The organism is Ferribacterium limneticum (genome assembly GCF_020510565.1).
Taxonomy (GTDB): Bacteria; Pseudomonadota; Gammaproteobacteria; order Burkholderiales; family Rhodocyclaceae; genus Azonexus; species Azonexus limneticus_B.
Map to the genome: position 1 here is coordinate 627,256 of NZ_CP075189.1, position 17,098 is coordinate 644,353.

The 17,098-nt window shown below is 61.2% G+C and carries 17 protein-coding genes; 14 read left to right on the forward strand and 3 right to left on the reverse strand.

Going from position 1 to position 17,098, the window contains the following annotated elements:
- The first annotated feature begins 53 nt into the window (after window positions 1-53).
- The 6 genes from KI610_RS02990 to KI610_RS03015 all read left to right on the forward strand — a co-directional run bounded on the left by KI610_RS02990 (window position 54) and on the right by KI610_RS03015 (window position 5,358).
- Window positions 54-959 (forward strand): D-alanine--D-alanine ligase, encoded by a 906-nt coding sequence (locus KI610_RS02990; protein WP_226497210.1) that lies wholly within the window; start codon window positions 54-56, stop codon window positions 957-959.
- 8 nt (window positions 960-967) lie between these two features.
- Window positions 968-1,708 (forward strand): cell division protein FtsQ/DivIB, encoded by a 741-nt coding sequence (locus KI610_RS02995; RefSeq protein ID WP_226497211.1) that lies wholly within the window; start codon window positions 968-970, stop codon window positions 1,706-1,708.
- 4 nt (window positions 1,709-1,712) lie between these two features.
- Entirely contained in the window at window positions 1,713-2,942 is a 1,230-nt protein-coding gene (gene ftsA / locus KI610_RS03000; protein ID WP_226497212.1) for a cell division protein FtsA, read from the forward strand.
- A gap of 38 nt (window positions 2,943-2,980) precedes the next feature.
- The gene (gene ftsZ / locus KI610_RS03005; protein WP_226497213.1) at window positions 2,981-4,162 is read left to right on the forward strand and encodes a cell division protein FtsZ; all 1,182 of its coding nucleotides are present in this window, start codon (window positions 2,981-2,983) and stop codon (window positions 4,160-4,162) included.
- 83 nt (window positions 4,163-4,245) lie between these two features.
- Window positions 4,246-5,163, forward strand: a complete 918-nt coding sequence (gene lpxC, locus KI610_RS03010) for a UDP-3-O-acyl-N-acetylglucosamine deacetylase (RefSeq protein ID WP_226497214.1) — start codon at window positions 4,246-4,248, stop codon at window positions 5,161-5,163.
- A gap of 6 nt (window positions 5,164-5,169) precedes the next feature.
- On the forward strand, window positions 5,170-5,358 hold the full coding sequence (locus KI610_RS03015; protein ID WP_226497215.1) for a hypothetical protein: 189 nt from the start codon (window positions 5,170-5,172) through the stop codon (window positions 5,356-5,358).
- On the opposite strand, the gene KI610_RS03020 is transcribed toward KI610_RS03015, so the two are convergent.
- The gene (locus KI610_RS03020) at window positions 5,345-5,779 is read right to left on the reverse strand and encodes a DciA family protein (protein ID WP_226497216.1); all 435 of its coding nucleotides are present in this window, start codon (window positions 5,777-5,779) and stop codon (window positions 5,345-5,347) included. The genes KI610_RS03015 and KI610_RS03020 overlap by 14 nt on opposite strands.
- 10 nt (window positions 5,780-5,789) lie before the next feature.
- Here KI610_RS03020 and KI610_RS03025 point away from each other — a divergent pair, with 10 nt between their 5' ends.
- The 4 genes from KI610_RS03025 to ydiK all read left to right on the forward strand — a co-directional run bounded on the left by KI610_RS03025 (window position 5,790) and on the right by ydiK (window position 11,965).
- Window positions 5,790-6,710, forward strand: a complete 921-nt coding sequence (locus KI610_RS03025; RefSeq protein ID WP_226497217.1) for a M23 family metallopeptidase — start codon at window positions 5,790-5,792, stop codon at window positions 6,708-6,710.
- 99 nt (window positions 6,711-6,809) lie between these two features.
- Window positions 6,810-9,518: a preprotein translocase subunit SecA gene (secA, locus tag KI610_RS03030; protein WP_226497218.1), complete on the forward strand. Its 2,709-nt coding sequence runs from the start codon at window positions 6,810-6,812 to the stop codon at window positions 9,516-9,518.
- Between the two features lie 60 nt (window positions 9,519-9,578).
- Window positions 9,579-10,805, forward strand: coding sequence for a bifunctional glutamate N-acetyltransferase/amino-acid acetyltransferase ArgJ (gene argJ, locus KI610_RS03035; protein ID WP_226497219.1), 1,227 nt, complete (start codon window positions 9,579-9,581; stop codon window positions 10,803-10,805).
- Window positions 10,806-10,828: 23 nt separating this feature from the next.
- A complete protein-coding gene (gene ydiK, locus KI610_RS03040; protein WP_226497220.1) occupies window positions 10,829-11,965 on the forward strand; it encodes an AI-2E family transporter YdiK in 1,137 nt (378 codons plus the stop codon).
- On the opposite strand, the gene KI610_RS03045 is transcribed toward ydiK, so the two are convergent.
- Both KI610_RS03045 and apaG read right to left on the reverse strand, forming a co-directional pair.
- Window positions 11,915-12,508, reverse strand: a complete 594-nt coding sequence (locus tag KI610_RS03045; RefSeq protein ID WP_226497221.1) for a class I SAM-dependent methyltransferase — start codon at window positions 12,506-12,508, stop codon at window positions 11,915-11,917. The genes ydiK and KI610_RS03045 overlap by 51 nt on opposite strands.
- Complete coding sequence (gene apaG / locus KI610_RS03050) at window positions 12,505-12,888, reverse strand: Co2+/Mg2+ efflux protein ApaG (protein ID WP_226497222.1); 384 nt, start codon at window positions 12,886-12,888, stop codon at window positions 12,505-12,507. Before apaG ends, KI610_RS03045 begins: the two co-directional genes overlap by 4 nt.
- 40 nt (window positions 12,889-12,928) lie before the next feature.
- On the opposite strand from apaG, the gene rpe reads away from it, so the two are divergent.
- The 4 genes from rpe to KI610_RS03070 all read left to right on the forward strand — a co-directional run bounded on the left by rpe (window position 12,929) and on the right by KI610_RS03070 (window position 17,073).
- Window positions 12,929-13,630, forward strand: a complete 702-nt coding sequence (gene rpe, locus KI610_RS03055) for a ribulose-phosphate 3-epimerase (RefSeq protein ID WP_226497223.1) — start codon at window positions 12,929-12,931, stop codon at window positions 13,628-13,630.
- Window positions 13,630-14,310: a phosphoglycolate phosphatase gene (locus tag KI610_RS03060; protein WP_226497224.1), complete on the forward strand. Its 681-nt coding sequence runs from the start codon at window positions 13,630-13,632 to the stop codon at window positions 14,308-14,310. Before rpe ends, KI610_RS03060 begins: the two co-directional genes overlap by 1 nt.
- Window positions 14,311-14,432: 122 nt before the next feature.
- Entirely contained in the window at window positions 14,433-15,908 is a 1,476-nt protein-coding gene (trpE, locus tag KI610_RS03065) for an anthranilate synthase component I (protein WP_226497225.1), read from the forward strand.
- 265 nt (window positions 15,909-16,173) lie between these two features.
- Entirely contained in the window at window positions 16,174-17,073 is a 900-nt protein-coding gene (locus KI610_RS03070; RefSeq protein WP_226497226.1) for a glutamate/aspartate ABC transporter substrate-binding protein, read from the forward strand.
- The last annotated feature ends 25 nt before the right edge of the window (window positions 17,074-17,098 follow it).

Genomic DNA, 17,098 nt, shown 5'->3' on the forward strand with positions numbered 1-17,098 from the left:
CTACGGTCAACCGGAAAAAATGCCCAAAATTGAAATGCAGTCTGGAGCAAAGCATGTCTGATTTCGGCAAAGTCGCCGTCCTGTTTGGTGGAACCTCCGCCGAGCGTGAAGTTTCGTTGAACAGCGGTTCGCGCGTGCTGGCCGCCCTGCAAGGGCAGGGTATCGACGCCCACGCCTTCGACCCGGCCTCGCAGCCGCTCGATGCCCTCAAGGGCTACGACCGCGCCTTCATCGCACTGCACGGTCGCCATGGCGAAGACGGCACGATTCAGGGCGCCCTCGAAGTCATGCACATCCCCTACACCGGCTCCGGCGTCCTTGCCTCGGCGCTGGCCATGGACAAGTTCCGCACCAAGCTGATGTGGCAGGCGGCCGGCCTGGCCATTCCCGAATATGCGCTGCTCACGGCCGATTCCGACTTTGCCGACATCGAGGAAGAACTCGGCCTGCCGCTCTTCGTCAAGCCGGCGCACGAAGGCTCGTCGATTGGCATCACCAAGGTCAAGGAACGCGGCGCGCTCAAGGCCGCCTACGAAGCAGCGGCCAAGTTTGATCCGCTGGTCATCGCCGAAAAAGGCGTGCTCGGCGGCGAATACACGGTCGGCATCATCGGCGACGAAGCCATGCCGATCATCAAGATCGAGCCGGCCACCGAGTGGTACGACTACGAAGCCAAGTACAACCGCGACGACACCCAATATCTGTGCCCGTGCGGCCTGCCGGAAGCCAAGGAAATGGAAATCCGCAAGGGCGCGCTCGAAGCTTTCCGCGTCCTCGGCGGCCGTGGCTGGGGCCGGGTCGATTTCCTGATGGACGAGGACGGCAAGCATTACTTCCTCGAAGTGAATACCGCGCCCGGCATGACCGACCATTCGCTGGTGCCGATGGCCGCCCGCGTCAATGGCATGGACTACCCGACGCTGGTCCGCCGTGTCCTCGAACTCGCTACCAACGACTGAGCCAATGAATGTGGAACAAACCGCACCTGCTCAACGCCATCGCCGACCTGCTCATGCTGGTCGCCGCGGCGGCGTTGCTGGCCGCCGGCGCGGTCTGGCTGGTGCGCGTACCGTCGCTGCCGGTCAAGCATGTGGTGTTTGCCGAGCCGCTGCCGCACACCAAGCGGGGCGAGGTGGAACAGGTGTTGCCGGGCTCGCTGAAAGGCAATTTCTTCAGCCTGAATCTGGAACAGGTGCGCGGTTCGCTCGAGAAGCTGCCCTGGGTACGCAAGGTCGATGTGCGTCGCCAGTGGCCGGACCGTCTCGAAATCCGGATCGAGGAGCACAAACCGGTGGCGCGCTGGGGCGAGGGGCGCGGCGAATTGGTCAACAGCTACGGCGAGGTATTTGCCGCCGGTCTGCCGGAGAGCGAAGCGACCAACTTGCCGCTGCTTTTCGGGCCGAACGGAACGGCGCAGGAAGTCTTGAAACATTACAGCGAGTTTGTCGGTTCGTTCGGAACGGTCGGCGAAAAGCCGGTCCAGGTCACGCTGTCACCGCGTCTGGCCTGGCAGCTCAAATTGCAAAACGGCATGTTGGTGGACATCGGTCGGGAACAGCCGAAGGCGCCAGTCGGTGTGCGTCTGCAGCGCTTTTTGGAAATTTATCCGGAAACGGTCGCCAGGCAGGCGGTCCGGCCGGCGGTCGTGGATTTGCGGTATCCGAATGGTTTCGCCATGCGAATGGCGGGCGAGGGGAAGGGAAAGTAAGCATATGAGCAGGGACAACAAGGATCTGGTCGTCGGTCTCGATATCGGGACGTCGAAGATCGTCGCGCTGGTCGCCGAGATCAACCAGGAAGGCCATCTGAACGTCATCGGCATGGGCTCGCAGGATTCGCGCGGTCTCAAGAAGGGCGTCGTGGTGAACATCGAGGACACCGTGCACACCATCAGCCGGGTCGTCCAGGAAGTCGAGCTGATGGCCGACTGCAAGGTGACCAACGTCTATACCGGCATCGCCGGCAGCCACATCAAGAGCTTCAACTCGAACGGCATGGTGGCGATCAAGGACAAGGAAGTCACCCAGACCGACGTCGAGCGCGTCATCGAAACCGCCAAGGCAATGCCGATCCCGGCTGATCAGGAAATCCTGCACATTCTCACCCAGGAATTCGTTATCGACGGCCAGGACGGCATCCGCGAGCCGATCGGCATGAGCGGCATGCGCCTCGAAGTGAAGACGCACATCGTCACCGGCGCCGTCTCGGCCGCCCAGAACATCGTCAAGTGCGTCCGCCGCTGCGGTCTGGAAGTGAACGACCTCGTACTGCAGCCGCTGGCCTCCAGCTACGCCGTGCTCTCCGAGGACGAAAAGGACCTTGGCGTTTGCCTGATCGACATCGGCGGCGGTACGACCGACATCGCCGTGTGGACGCAGGGCGCCATCCGCCACACCTCGGTGATTCCCATTGCCGGCGACCAGGTCACCAACGACATCGCCATGGCGCTGCGCACGCCGACGCGCGAAGCCGAAGACATCAAGTGCAAGTACGGCTGCGCCCTGTCGCAACTGGCTGACGTGAGCGAGAACCTCGATGTTGCCGGTGTCGATGACCGGCCGAGTCGCAAGCTGAGCCGCCGCGCCCTGGCCGACGTCATCCAGCCGCGCGTCGAGGAGCTCTATGAGTTGATCCAGAACGAGCTGCGCCGCGCCGGTTTCGAGGAAGTGCTGTCGTCCGGCATCGTCCTGACCGGCGGCGCCAGCGTCATGCCCGGCATGGTCGAGTTGGGCGAGGAGCTCTTTCACATGCCGGTTCGCCTCGGCAACCCGAAATACACCGGCAGCCTGGCCGACGTCGTGCAAAGCCCGCGCTTCTCGACCGCTTACGGCCTGCTGCTCGAAGCCCAGGCCCAGCGCAAACGCGGCCAGAAGATCCAGGAAAAGCAGGGCTTCAAGGACGTCTTCGACGGCATGAAGTCGTGGTTTGCCAAGAATTTTTGATTTGTTGTTGAACAGTTTTTTCAGAGGAGGTAGTCATCATGTTTGAGATCATCGAGAAAGACGAAGATGCCGGTACCATCATCAAGGTATTCGGCGTGGGTGGTGCTGGTGGCAATGCCATCGAGCACATGATTCGCGAAGGCGTCAGCGGCGTTGAATTCATCGCCGCCAACACCGATGCCCAGGCGCTCAGCCGCAATGCCGCATCGAGCAAGCTGTCGCTCGGCAAGACCGGTCTCGGCGCCGGTGCCAAGCCGGAAGCCGGCCAGGCAGCGGCCGATGCACACCGCGAAGAAATTCGCGCTTCGCTCGAAGGTGCCCACATGGCCTTCATCACGGCCGGCATGGGTGGCGGCACGGGCACCGGCGCCGCCCCGGTAGTCGCCGAAATCGCCCGCGAAATGGGCATCCTGACTGTTGGTGTGGTCACCAAGCCGTTCAGCTTCGAAGGCAACAAGCGCATGAAGTCGGCCGAAGCCGGCATCGCCGAATTCTCCAAGCATGTCGATTCACTGATCGTCATCCTCAACGACAAGCTCATGGAAGTCATGGGCGACGACGCCGATGTGGACGATTGCTTCCGCGCCGCCGACGACGTGCTGAAAAATGCCGTTGGCGGAATCGCCGAAATCATTACCTACCCGGGTCTGGTCAACGTCGACTTCGAAGACGTCCGCACCGTCATGGGTGAAATGGGCCGCGCCATGATGGGTTCCTCCGCTGCCGCCGGTGTTGATCGCGCCCGTATCGCCGCCGAGCAGGCCGTCGCTTCGCCGCTTCTCGAAGGCATCAACCTGTCCGGCGCCCGTGGCGTGCTGGTCAACATCACCGCCTCCAAGGGCGGCCTCAAGATGAAGGAAGTCAACGAAGTGATGAACACCGTCAAGGCCTTTGCTGCCGAAGACGCTCACATCATCTTCGGTGCTGTTTATGACGAGCTGATGGGCGATGCCCTGCGCGTCACTGTCGTCGCCACCGGTCTCGGCCAGGTTGCCGCCGCCCGTGCCCGCCAGCCGGAAGTGTTTACCCAGCCGGTTCTGGTTCAGGCTACCGGGACCAGCGATGCCGTCGCCTTTTCCAATGGCCCGGCCATCGACTACAACCAGATGGCTGATGTCCCGGCTGTCGTCCGCAAGCGCAACGTCACCGTCGAGGCTTTGGCCAACAGCGGTGTCGACCGTTACGACATTCCGGCTTTCCTGCGCAAGCAGGCGGATTGATGTAACAAAAACTCTCTCTGAAAAAGGGTGGTGACGGCTTGTGTTACAATCCGTCACCTTCCCCAATCATTCAAGCACTTAGCATGCTCAAGCAACGCACGTTGAAGACAGTCATTCGCGCCTCCGGCGTCGGCCTGCACGGCGGTGTCAAGGTCAACATGACCCTGCGCCCGGCAGCTCCGGACACCGGCATCGTCTTCCGTCGCGTGGACCTCCCCGAGCCGCTCGATATCCCCGCCAAGGCTTTCATGGTCGGCGATACGCGCATGTGCTCCTGTCTCGAAAAGGACGGAGTCAAGGTTGGTACCATCGAACACCTGATGTCGGCCCTCGCCGGCCTCGGCATCGACAATGCCTGGATCGATCTGGATGCGCCGGAAGTGCCCATCCTCGACGGTTCGGCTGCACCGTTTGTTTTTCTGATCCAGTCCGCTGGCATCGAGGAACAGAACGCTGCCAAGAAATTCATTCGCGTCACCAAGCCCATCGAAGTTCGCGATGGTGACAAGTGGGCGCGTTTTGAGCCTTACGACGGTTATAAACTGACGTTTTCCATCGTTTTCAACCATCCGGCCATCGACAAGTCAGCCCAAAGGGCGGAAATCGATTTTGCCGAGCAGTCCTATACCCGCGAAGTTTCGCGCGCCCGAACCTTCGGCTTCATGCAGGAAGTCGAATACCTGCGTGAAAACGGCCTCGCCCTCGGTGGCGGCCTGGAAAACGCGATTGTTCTCGACGAGTTCCGCGTCCTCAATCAGGACGGTCTGCGCTACGGTGACGAGTTCGTCAAACACAAGATTCTCGACGCCATTGGCGACCTCTACCTGCTTGGTCATCCGCTGCTCGCCGCTTATTCGTCGCACAAGGGCGGCCATGCCATGAACAACCAGCTGGCCCGTGCTCTGCTCGAACAACAGGACTGCTGGGAAATCGCTACCTTCGAAGAAGCCGAGCACGCCCCGAGTGGCGTGACCCGCTGGTTAGCTCAAGCGGCGGCCTAAACCGCTATGTGGCTGCTACGTCTGCTGGCAGCCATTCTTGTGATCGGCATTGGCGCCAGCCTGCTTATCTACACCTTTACCGGCAACCGCTACTACCTTGCGCTGAGCTGGCGCCTTTTGAAGTACGGCATCGTTTTCGCGCTGGTTGTTTTTGCGCTGATGTTTGTCGAGCGCCTGGCGATCATTCCACTCTAGCGGCGCGCTTCAGCAGATTGTCCAGAGCCTTCCTGAGCGGGCCTTCCGGTAGCTTTTCGGTGGTTGATTGCAGTATGCCGATTGCCTTGTCGGAGAGCGGCTTTTGAGTCGAACTTGTTGATTGGGAAGGAATTTGGCGGGGTTGTACTTTTACCTCGATGCCGCTACACTCCGCCCCTCCTTTCGATAACTCGTTGCTTAGGCGCTGACTCAACTGGCGAATCTTGGCAGCGACCGCGCCGTTATCGGCGTGGATAATGATTGTCCCCAACTTGTAATTGGCAACGTGAGCCGAGTGGCGCAGCCCTGCCGGGGCGACCGCTTCGAAGCGACGCGAGAGCTTGAGCAACAACCGGGCGTGGGCCATGACCCTGCTGGCGGCGGCGTCCTTGTCGAGATAGTGCTCAGGCCCTTTGTACATTGGAGGTTCCATGCAGATTATTCTGGTTTCGCGCCACCTGAAGGCGGCGAGAACAATCACCATTATGCCCCGGCATCTGGTGATGGCGCTGTTCGTCTTCGTGGCGCTGGTGTTTTCGACCTCGGCGCTGTTCTCGTGGCTGTCGGTGCACCTGCGTCTGCCACTGGTCGAGGACCTCATGCTGTCCTTGCAGCAGCAGGAGACAACGAAGACGCGGGAGCATCTCAACAACAATCTACAGTTGATGGCAACCAAGCTGGGTGAATTGCAGGGCAAGGTCATGCAGCTCGACTCTTTGGGTGAGCGTATGTCCGGATTGGTCGGGATCAAGCGGCCGCCGGTGGCCGAAGTGGTCAAGCTTGGTCAGGGCGGGCCATATGTTGCTGCACCGATGTCGGCCATAGAGCTCCAGCGTGAGATCGATCGACTGGCCGGTCAGGTCGAGCAGCGTAGCGATGACCTTGCTTTCCTAGAATTCAAGCTGCTTGAAAAGCGGGTCAAGGACCGTCTGTTGCCAACGATCTTGCCTGTCAAGAATGCTGCCCTAGGGTCGCCGTTCGGTCATCGCAACGATCCGATTGCCGGCCTGCGTTCGATGCACGAAGGCATGGATTTTTCTGCCGAGACCGGCACGCCGGTTGTTGTCGCAGCTGACGGCGTCGTCCTGTCGGCGGCTTATCATCCCGAATACGGCAATCTGATCGAAGTCGATCATGGCGAGGGGCTGACTTCCCGCTATGCTCATCTTTCGCGCATGGATGTTCTGGCCGGCAGTCTGATCAAGCGCGGCAGCCAGATTGGTGCCGTTGGCACGACCGGGCGGTCGACCGGCCCACATCTGCATTTTGAGGTTCGCATGCTGGGCGTTGCCCAGAATCCGGCCCACTTTCTCAAGCAGGGTGACGAATACGCCTTGGTCAAGCGCCGTTAAGTTGTCACGAGTCCCCTTGATTTAGGTCGTCATCATCGGGTCATGGGGGCGTGTTAGAATCGTCGTTTTGCCGCACTGCGCAAACACTATTCCATCGCGATGATATCCGGCCTACTCAAAAAGATTTTCGGCAGCCGCAACGACCGGCTGATCAAACAATATTCTCAGGCAGTCAAGCGCATCAATGCGTTTGAACCGGCCATGCAGGCACTCAGCGATGAGGCATTGCGCGCCAAGACGGACGAGTTCCGCCAGCGCCACGCCAACGGCGAATCGCTTGACGCGCTGCTGCCGGAGGCTTTTGCGGTAGTTCGCGAAGCCGGCGTCCGCGCTCTCGGCATGCGTCACTTCGATGTTCAGATGATCGGCGGCATGGTGCTGCATGACGGTAAAATCGCCGAAATGCGCACCGGTGAAGGCAAGACGCTGGTCGGTACGCTGCCGGCCTACCTCAACGCGATTTCCGGCAAGGGCGTCCACGTCATTACGGTCAATGACTACCTGGCCACCCGCGACTCTGACTGGATGGGGCGACTGCACCGTTTCCTCGGTCTGACCGTTGGTGTCAATCTGTCGCAGATGGATCACGAGGCCAAGCAGGCCGCCTACGCCGCCGACATCACCTACGGCACCAACAACGAATTCGGCTTTGATTACCTGCGTGACAACATGGTCTATACGGCCGGCGAGCGCGTGCAGCGCACGCTGAACTTCGCCATCGTCGACGAGGTTGACTCGATCCTGATCGACGAAGCCCGCACGCCGCTGATCATTTCCGGACAGGCCGAAGACCACACTGATCTCTATCTGCGCATGAAGGACGTCGTTCCCAACCTGACGCGGGCGATGGAAGAAGCAGACGCGGGCGATTACTGGGTTGACGAGAAGGGCCATCAGGTTCACCTGTCGGAAGCCGGTTACGAGCACGCTGAGCAGTTGCTGGCCGAACATGGCTTGCTCAAGGAAGGCACCAGCCTTTACGACGCCGCCAACATCACGCTGATGCACCACCTCAATGCCGCCTTGCGCGGCATGACCCTCTTCCACAAGGACCAGCATTACGTCGTGCAGAACGACGAAGTGGTCATTGTCGACGAATTTACCGGTCGCTTGATGACGGGGCGCCGCTGGTCCGATGGCCTGCATCAGGCCGTCGAAGCCAAGGAAGGCGTGAAAATCCAGGCCGAGAACCAGACGCTGGCCTCGATCACCTTCCAGAATTACTTCCGCATGTACAACAAGCTGGCCGGCATGACCGGCACGGCCGATACCGAAGCTTACGAATTCCACCAGATCTACGGTCTCGAAACGGTGGTCATCCCGACTCATCGGCCGATGGTCCGCAAGGACATGAACGATCTGGTCTACAAGACCGCCGACGAGAAGCACACGGCGATCATTGCCGACATCAAGGATTGCGCCAAACGCGGCCAGCCGGTGCTGGTCGGGACGACCTCGATCGAGGCTTCCGAACTGCTTTCCGGTCTGCTCGACAAGGAAAAGCTGCCGCATCAGGTCCTGAACGCCAAGCAGCATGCCCGCGAAGCGGAAATCGTCGTCCAGGCCGGTCGACCGGGGATGGTCACCATCGCCACCAACATGGCTGGTCGCGGTACCGACATCGTGCTTGGCGGCAATATCGAGAAGCCGCTCGCGGCCATTCGTGATGACGAGTCGCTGCCGGTTGCCGAACGGGAGCAGAAAGCTGCCGCGATGAAGGCTGAGTGGCAGGAAGTGCACAATGCCGTGCTGGCCTCTGGTGGTCTGCATATCATCGGCTCCGAGCGTCACGAATCGCGCCGTATCGACAACCAGTTGCGCGGCCGGGCCGGTCGTCAGGGCGATGCCGGTTCCTCGCGTTTCTATCTGTCGCTCGATGATCCGTTGTTGCGCATCTTTGCCGGCGAGCGTCTGCGCGCCATCATGGACAAGCTCAAAATGCCGGAAGGCGAAGCGATCGAGCATCCGCTCGTCACACGCTCGCTGGAATCCGCACAGCGCAAGGTCGAAGCCCGCAACTTCGACATTCGCAAGCAGTTGCTGGAGTACGACGATGTCTCCAACGACCAGCGCAAGGTGATCTACCAGCAGCGCAATGAACTGCTGGAAACGGACGATATTTCCGAAACCATCACCGCCATGCGCCAGAGCGTCATCGCCGATGTCTTCCGCACCTACGTGCCGGCCGAATCGGTCGAGGAGCAGTGGGACATGGAAGGGCTAGAGAGCGCTTTGGCCACCGAGCTGCAGATCAATGCCGCGGTTGCCCAGTGGTTCAAGGATGAGCCGACGCTGTCCGACGAGGAAATCCTCGCCCGTATCACCAAGGAAGCCGACGAAGCCTATCGGGCCAAGGTTGAACTGGTCGGCGCGACCAACTTCCAGCAGTTCGAGCGCAATGTCATGTTGCAGAGCCTCGACAGCCATTGGCGCGAACATCTGGCGGCGCTCGACCATCTGCGTCAGGGCATCCATCTGCGCGGTTACGCCCAGAAGAACCCGAAGCAGGAGTACAAGCGCGAAGCCTTCGAGTTGTTCGAAGGTCTGCTCGACCTCGTGCGCAAGGAAGTTACCCGCATCGTCTTCACCGTGCAGATCCGCACCCCGGAAGACGTTGAGGAAACCGCCCCGCACGCCGATGTGCAGAACGTCCAGTATCAACATGCCGGTTTTGACGAGGCGCTGGGTGATGCTGACGAGGCGCAGCCACAACAGCCGGCCGATAGCGGGCCGAAGGTTGGGCGCAACGATCCCTGTCCCTGCGGTTCGGGCAAGAAATACAAGCACTGCCACGGAAAACTGTCCTGATTTTTGCTGATTCCCCCCAAGGCACCCGCGAGGTGCCTTGATGCTTTTGGAGCCATGAGAATGCCTGTCAATTACGCTACCCCCGCTGCCGATCAACTTTTCCCGGTTGCCGGGGTTCGTCTCGGTGTCGCCGAGGCCGAAATCCGCAAGAAAAACCGTCGCGACCTGACGCTCGTCGCGCTCGATGCAGGTTGCACCGTTGCCGGCGTATTTACGCAGAACCGTTTCTGCGCCGCGCCGGTGCAGATTTGCCGCAAGCATCTGGCGGCCGGCAATGAAATCCGTGCGCTGGTAGTCAATACTGGCATCGCCAACGCCGGGACCGGCGAGCCGGGGCGTCAGGCGGCGCAGGAAACCTGCGATGCGGTCGGCGAATTGCTCGGTGTTTCGGCCGGGCAGGTGCTGCCTTTCTCGACCGGCGTCATTCTCGAGCTCTTGCCGGTGGATCGGATCAAGGCCGGCTTGCCGGCGGTGTTCGCCGACCTCAAGGCCGATAACTGGCATGCTGCGGCGCACGGCATCATGACCACCGATACGGTCGCCAAGGCCGCTTCGCGGATTGTTACGGTCAACGGGAAAAAAGTGACTATTTCGGGAGTCTCCAAGGGCGCCGGCATGATCAGGCCGAACATGGCGACCATGCTCGGTTTCCTCGCCACCGACGCCGGTATCGCCCAGCCCCTGCTCGACAAGTTGGTCAAGGAAGCGGCCGATGCCTCGTTCAACTGCATCACCGTCGATGGCGATACGTCGACCAACGATTCCTACGTGATGATCGCCACCGGCCAGTCCGGCGCCAGCTTCGCCGCTGAAAGCGATGCCGGCTGGGCCGAGGTCAAGGCGGCGATCATCGCCGTCTCGGTCGAACTGGCCCAGGCCATCGTGCGTGACGGCGAGGGTGCTACCAAGTTCATCACCGTGGCCGTCCAGGGTGGCAAGGATATCGAAGAGTGTCGCAAGGTCGGCTACGCCATCGGCCACTCGCCGCTGGTCAAGACGGCCTTCTTCGCCTCCGACCCCAATCTCGGCCGCATTCTGGCGGCCGTCGGCTACGCCGGCATCGCCGATCTCGACGTCGATGGCGTCAAGGTCTGGCTTGATGACGTTCTGGTCGCCGAACAGGGCGGCCGGGCGGCAGCCTACAAGGAAGAGGACGGCGCCCGCGTCATGGCGCAGGCTGAAATCACGGTGCGCGTTGATCTTGGCCGCGGCGCTGCCAAAGCCAGCGTCTACACCTGCGATTTTTCCTACGATTACGTCAAGATCAACGCCGACTACCGCAGCTGATTCCTTTTCGGAATCGAAACAAAATGACTGAAATCCGCCGCGACCTGGCCCGCAATACGCTGGCCATCCTCTGCATCCTCGGGCTGATCGGCCTGTCGGTCTGGGTCTTGCTGCCATTCCTGGCGGCAACCGTCTGGGCGGTGATGATCGTGGTCGCCACCTGGCCGCTGTTCAGGTCGCTGGAAGCGCGGCTGGGCAATCGGCGTGGGCCGGCGGTGGCGATCATGTCGCTGGCCATGTTGCTTCTGCTTGTCTTGCCGCTATGGCTGGCGATCGACACCATTTTTGACCATTCCGAGCAGTTGACCGCAGCAGGCAAATCGTTTGCTGCCAACGGCCTTCCGCCGCCGCCGACCTGGGTCAAAGCGGTACCGCTGGTTGGTGAGCGCATTGCTGCAGGATGGGCGCAGCTCGATGCGGCAGGTGCCACTGGCATTGTCGCCAAGGTGACGCCCTATGCGGCCGATACGGGAAAGTGGGTGCTCGCTCAGGTCGGTGGTGTCGGTGGCATGCTGATCCAGTTTCTGCTGGTCGTGACGATTGCCGCCATTCTCTATTCCAGCGGAGAAACCGGGGCGCGCATGGCGCGGCGTTTTGGCCGCCGGCTGGCCGGCGAGCGTGGCGAAAACTCTATCATTCTGGCCGGTCAGGCGATTCGTGGCGTGGCGCTCGGGGTTGGCGTCACGGCCATCGTGCAGACCGTGCTCGGCGGTATCGGGCTGGCCGTCGCTGGCGTGCCGTTCGCCTCGCTGCTCTCTGCCGTCATGCTCATGCTGTGCATCGCCCAGGTTGGGCCCTTGCTGATTTTGCTGCCGGCCGCCGGCTGGATGTACTGGACCGGCGATACAGGCTGGGCGACGGGTTTGCTGATCTGGAGCCTGATTGTCGGCAATCTCGACAACTTCCTGCGCCCGATGCTCATCCGGCGCGGTGCCGATCTGCCGCTGCTGCTGATTTTCGCCGGCGTTATTGGCGGCATGTTGAGTTTCGGGCTGATCGGCATCTTTGTTGGCCCGGTCGTGCTGGCCGTCACCTACACCCTGACATTGGCCTGGATCGAGGACGCACTGGGCAAGGACGAACCGGAGGTGCCGCCCGTGCCGCCACCTTCAGAGCTTCCTGAGCCTGATCATCCGGAACCAGCCGCCGACCAGGGCTGACTGGTCATGCTCCAGCACCAGGCTGGAGGTTTCGCTGAGTAAATCTTCAAAAACCACATCGAGACGGGTCGCCACCCGGCTTACCAGCGGGTTGATCAGCCGGCGCAGAATGGCAGGCTGCCCCCGGCGCAAAAACTTGTCGAAAACGAGCACCAGCCCGCCGGGTTTGAGGACGCGTTCGATCTCCGCAAAGCAATGTGCCGGTTGCGGCACGACAGCCAGAATCAGGTGCAAAACCGCGCAGTCGAATGAAGCGTCGGCAAACGGCAGGCACTGGGCGTCGCCCTGCACCGGCGCGAAATCGACGTGGCTGGCCCGGGGCAGGGCGCGGCGCAGCATGGCCTGATTGAAGTCGAGGCCGACGTAATGGTGTTGCGGCGGCAGGTGGGGCAGGTCTAGCCCGGTGCCGACGCCGGCCAGCAGCACTTTTCCGGCCTCCTTCGGCAGAGCCGACAGGCTGCGCGCCCGGGCGGCATGCGTGGCCCGGGCAATCGCCGCGTCGTAGAACGGGGCGATCAGCGTATAGCTGTGCTTGAGGCTCAATGCAGGGCGCGCGGGCTGGCCAGGACGAATTCGGGGATTTCGGCTTCGAAATGCGTGCCGTCCTCGGCCACCATCTGGTAAGTGCCTTTCATCGTGCCGATCGCCGTCGTCAGCGATGAGCCGCTGGTGTATTGAAAGCTCTCGCCCGGCTGCAGCAGCGGCTGCTTGCCGACGACGCCGAGGCCGCGCACTTCCTGCACCTCGTTGTTGCCGTCAGTGATGATCCAGTGCCGCGAGACGAGCTGGGCCGGCACGCTGCCGACGTTCTTGATAGTGATCGTGTAGGCAAAGATGTAGCGGTCATTTTCCGGGTCGGACTGCTCAGCGATGTACTGCGGCATGGGGTGAATTTCGATTTGGTACTTGTCGGTGTCGGGCATGGGATAATTTCGTCTATCTGTTTTTGTTCAGGGAAACATCATGTCAGCCAAAGATTACGTCATCGCGCCGAGCATTCTGTCCGCCAATTTCGCCAAATTGGGCGAAGAGGTGGCCAACGTCATTGCCTCGGGCGCCGACTGGATTCACTTCGACGTGATGGACAACCATTATGTTCCCAACCTGACCATCGGGCCCTTGGTGTGCGAGGCGATTCGCCCGTGCACCACGGCGCCGATCGATGTGCATCTGATGGTCAAGCCGGTAGATCGCATCATCCCCGATTTTGCCAAGGCCGGGGCCAATATCATCACTTTTCACCCGGAAGCATCGGATCACGTCGACCGCAGCCTGTCGCTGATTCGTGAAGCCGGCTGTAAAGGCGGGCTGGTCTTCAATCCGGCGACCCCGCTCGATTACATGGATTATGTCCTCGACAAGATCGATGTCATCCTGCTCATGAGCGTGAACCCCGGCTTCGGCGGCCAGAAATTCATTCCCGGCACGCTGGCCAAGGCGAAGCAGGCGCGGGCCAAGCTCGACGCCTATGAAAAGGAAAGCGGCCGGCGCATCCGTCTGGAAATCGACGGCGGCGTAAACACCGCCAACATCGCCGAGATCGCCCGCGCCGGTGTTGACGCCTTCGTCGCCGGCTCAGCCGTCTATGGGGCAGGAAAGGACAGCGACCCGCATCGCTACGATTCGATCATCGGCGCCTTGCGCGCGGAACTGGGGAAAGTCTGATGCACTTCGAATCCGTAACTTTTGACCTCGACGGCACGCTGCTCGACACCGTCGCCGATCTGGCCGAGGCCTGTCGCCTGATGCTCGACGAAGTCGGCGCCCCGCCGCGGTCGCAGGCTGAGGTGCACAGCTTCGTTGGCAAGGGCATGGCGGTCCTCGTCGAGCGCTGCCTGACGCACGAGCATCCGCCGACGGATGAGCAACTGCACGCCGCCATCGAATCCTTCAAACGCCACTATTCCACGGTCAACGGGAAATTTTGCCAAATTTACGAAGGTGTTCTCGACGGTCTGGATGCCTGGAAAGCCAGCGGCCTCAAGATGGGCGTCGTCACCAACAAGCCGGGCATGTTCACCGAGCAACTGCTCGACCGCATGGGGCTGGCCGACTATTTCGACGTGGTTGTTTCCGGCGATACGACTGCCCACAAGAAGCCGCACCCCGAGCCCATCCTGCACGCCTGCCGCCTGTTCAACGTGCGGCCGGACCGCAATCTGCATATCGGCGACTCGGAAAACGACATCCTGTCGGCCCGCGCCGCCGGTTCGCCAACCTTCTGCGTGCCCTACGGTTACAACGAAGGCAAGCCGGTGGACAGCGCAGATTGCGATGCGCTAGTATCCGATTTGCTTGTCGCCTACCGGCAAGCACTCACTTTTCAAGACCTCAAACACAAATGACGACTCTGCAACTCTGGAACGAATGGCAAGGTTGGCGTCGCTGGCGCCCCTGATCTCCTTTCGCGCGCCCTCGCGGCGCAACGCTCCAGACCGCAACACCCTGTCATTTTCGAGGCTTCCCCATGACTGAAACCGAATTCAACGCGCTCGCCGCGCAAGGCTACAACCGTATTCCCGTTACGCTGGAAACGTTTGCCGACCTCGACACGCCGCTGTCGATCTACCTCAAACTGGCCAACGCGCCCTACACCTACCTGCTCGAATCGGTGCAGGGCGGCGAGCGTTTCGGCCGCTACTCGATCATCGGCCTCGCCGCCCAGACGCGCATCGTCGTCAATGGCCACCAGGTCATGGTGCTGACCGGCAACCGGGTGGCCGAGCGCGAGGACGACACCAACCCGCTCGAATTCATCGGCAAATTCATGGAGCGCTTCCGCGCCGCGCCACAGGCCGGTCTGCCGCGCTTCTGCGGTGGCCTGGTCGGCTGCTTCGGCTACGACACCATCCGCTACGTCGAAACCAAGCTGACGCGCACCCACAAGCCGGACGACATCGGCACGCCCGACATCGGCCTGCTGCTCTCCGAAGAAATCGCCGTCGTCGACAACCTGTCCGGCAAGCTGACGCTGGTCGTCTTCGCCGAACCCGGCTTTCCTGCCGCCTACCAGAAGGCGCGGGCGCGGCTCATGGAACTGCTCGCCAAGCTGCGCATGCCGGTCGTCATCCCGAGCGAAAAGCCGGTGCATTCCGAGCCGGCTGTCTCGGTTTTCGGCGAAGCCGCGTTCAAGAAAGCCGTGCTCAAGGCCAAGGACTACATCACCGAAGGCGACGTCATGCAGGTCGTGCTGTCGCAGCGCATGACCAAGCCTTTCGGCGCCAGCCCGCTGGCGCTTTACCGCACCCTGCGCAGCCTAAATCCGTCGCCCTACATGTTCTACTTCGATTTCGAGGATTTTCATGTTGTCGGCGCCTCGCCGGAAATTCTCGTCCGCCTCGAAGGCGACCGCGTTACCGTGCGGCCGATTGCCGGTACGCGCAAACGCGGTGCCTCGCCGGAAGAGGATGCCGCGCTGGCCGCCGAACTGCTGGCCGACGAAAAGGAGCGCGCCGAACACACGCAACTGCTCGACCTCGGCCGCAACGACTGCGGCCGCGTCGCCAAAGTTGGCACCGTCAAGCTTACCGAAAACATGATCGTCGAGCGCTACTCGCACGTCATGCACATCGTTTCCAACGTCGAAGGCCGCCTGCAACCGGGGCTCGATGCGCTCGACGTGCTGAAGGCCACCTTCCCGGCCGGCACCGTGTCCGGCGCGCCGAAGGTGCGGGCCATGGAAATCATCGATGAGCTCGAGCCGGTCAAGCGCGGCATCTACGCCGGTGCCGTCGGCTACCTCGGCTTCCATGGCGACATGGACATCGCCATCGCCATTCGCACGGCCGTCGTCAAGAACAAGCAGCTTTATGTTCAGGCCGGTGCCGGCATCGTTGCAGACTCCGACCCGCATTCGGAATGGATCGAAACCCAGAACAAGGCTCGCGCCGTGCTGCGCGCCGCCGAACTGGCCGAGCAGGGGCTCGATACGCGGGTCGATTGATCGCCGCTGTCAGCCACGCTAGAAGAGCCGCCTGAACATGGGCGGCTTTTTTGTGTCCACCGCTTGAGTCGGTCGAGATGTCGGAATTCCGAGGGGGCTTCCCGTCAGGTGTCGGAATTCCGATATTCTGGTGTGCCCTGTGTGAGAAAATGCTTTATAAATCATTGTTTTGTGATTTTGTGTGCCGTCGTTTTTGCTGGCACGCTAGCTGCGTAGTAAACGCCAACGGAGCCGGGGAACGGCTTCTTCAAAACCAGGAGACAACATGAACCGATTTGCCATTGCTGCCGCACTTGCCACCGCCCTGAGCTCCGCTGCCGCTTTGCCGGCCCACGCCCAGGAATCCGCCACTCTCAAAAAGATCAAGGAAACCGGCAGCATCACGCTGGGTCATCGTGAATCGTCAATTCCGTTTTCGTATTACGACGACAAGCAGCAGGTCATCGGCTACTCGCATGAACTGATGCTCAAGGTCGTCGATAGCATCAAGAGCGAACTCAAGCTGGCCAAGGTCGATACCCGCCTGATGCCGGTGACCTCGGCCAATCGCATCACGCTGATCCAGAATGGCACGGTCGACATCGAGTGCGGCTCGACCACAAACAACCTCGAACGCCAGAAGCAGGTTGGTTTCTCGACGAGCATTTTCGTCATCGGCACCCGCCTGATGACCAAGAAGGATTCCGGCATCAAGGACTTCGCCGATCTCGCTGGCAAGAACGTGGTGACCACCGCCGGCACCACCTCCGAGCGCCTGATCCGCAAGATGAACGAAGACAAGAATATGGGCATGAAAGTCATCTCCGCCAAGGATCACGGCGAAGCTTTCCTGACCCTCGAAACCGGCCGCGCCGTCGCCTTCATGATGGATGACGCGCTGCTCTACGGCGAAATGGCCAAGGCGCGCAAGCCGGGCGACTGGATCGTCACCGGCACCGCCCAGTCGAAGGAGGCCTACGGCTGCATGCTGCGCAAGGACGACCCGGGCTTCAAGAAAGTGGTCGATGCCGCGCTGACCAAGGCCCTGACCTCGGGCGACGCCGAGAAAATCTACACCAAGTGGTTCCTCAATCCGATTCCGCCCAAGGGCCTGAACCTCAACATGCCGCTCTCGGACGAAATGAAGGCCGCCTTCAAGGCACCGAACGACAAGGCTTTCGAATAAGTCTCCCCGGCCCCTCTCCCGCCCG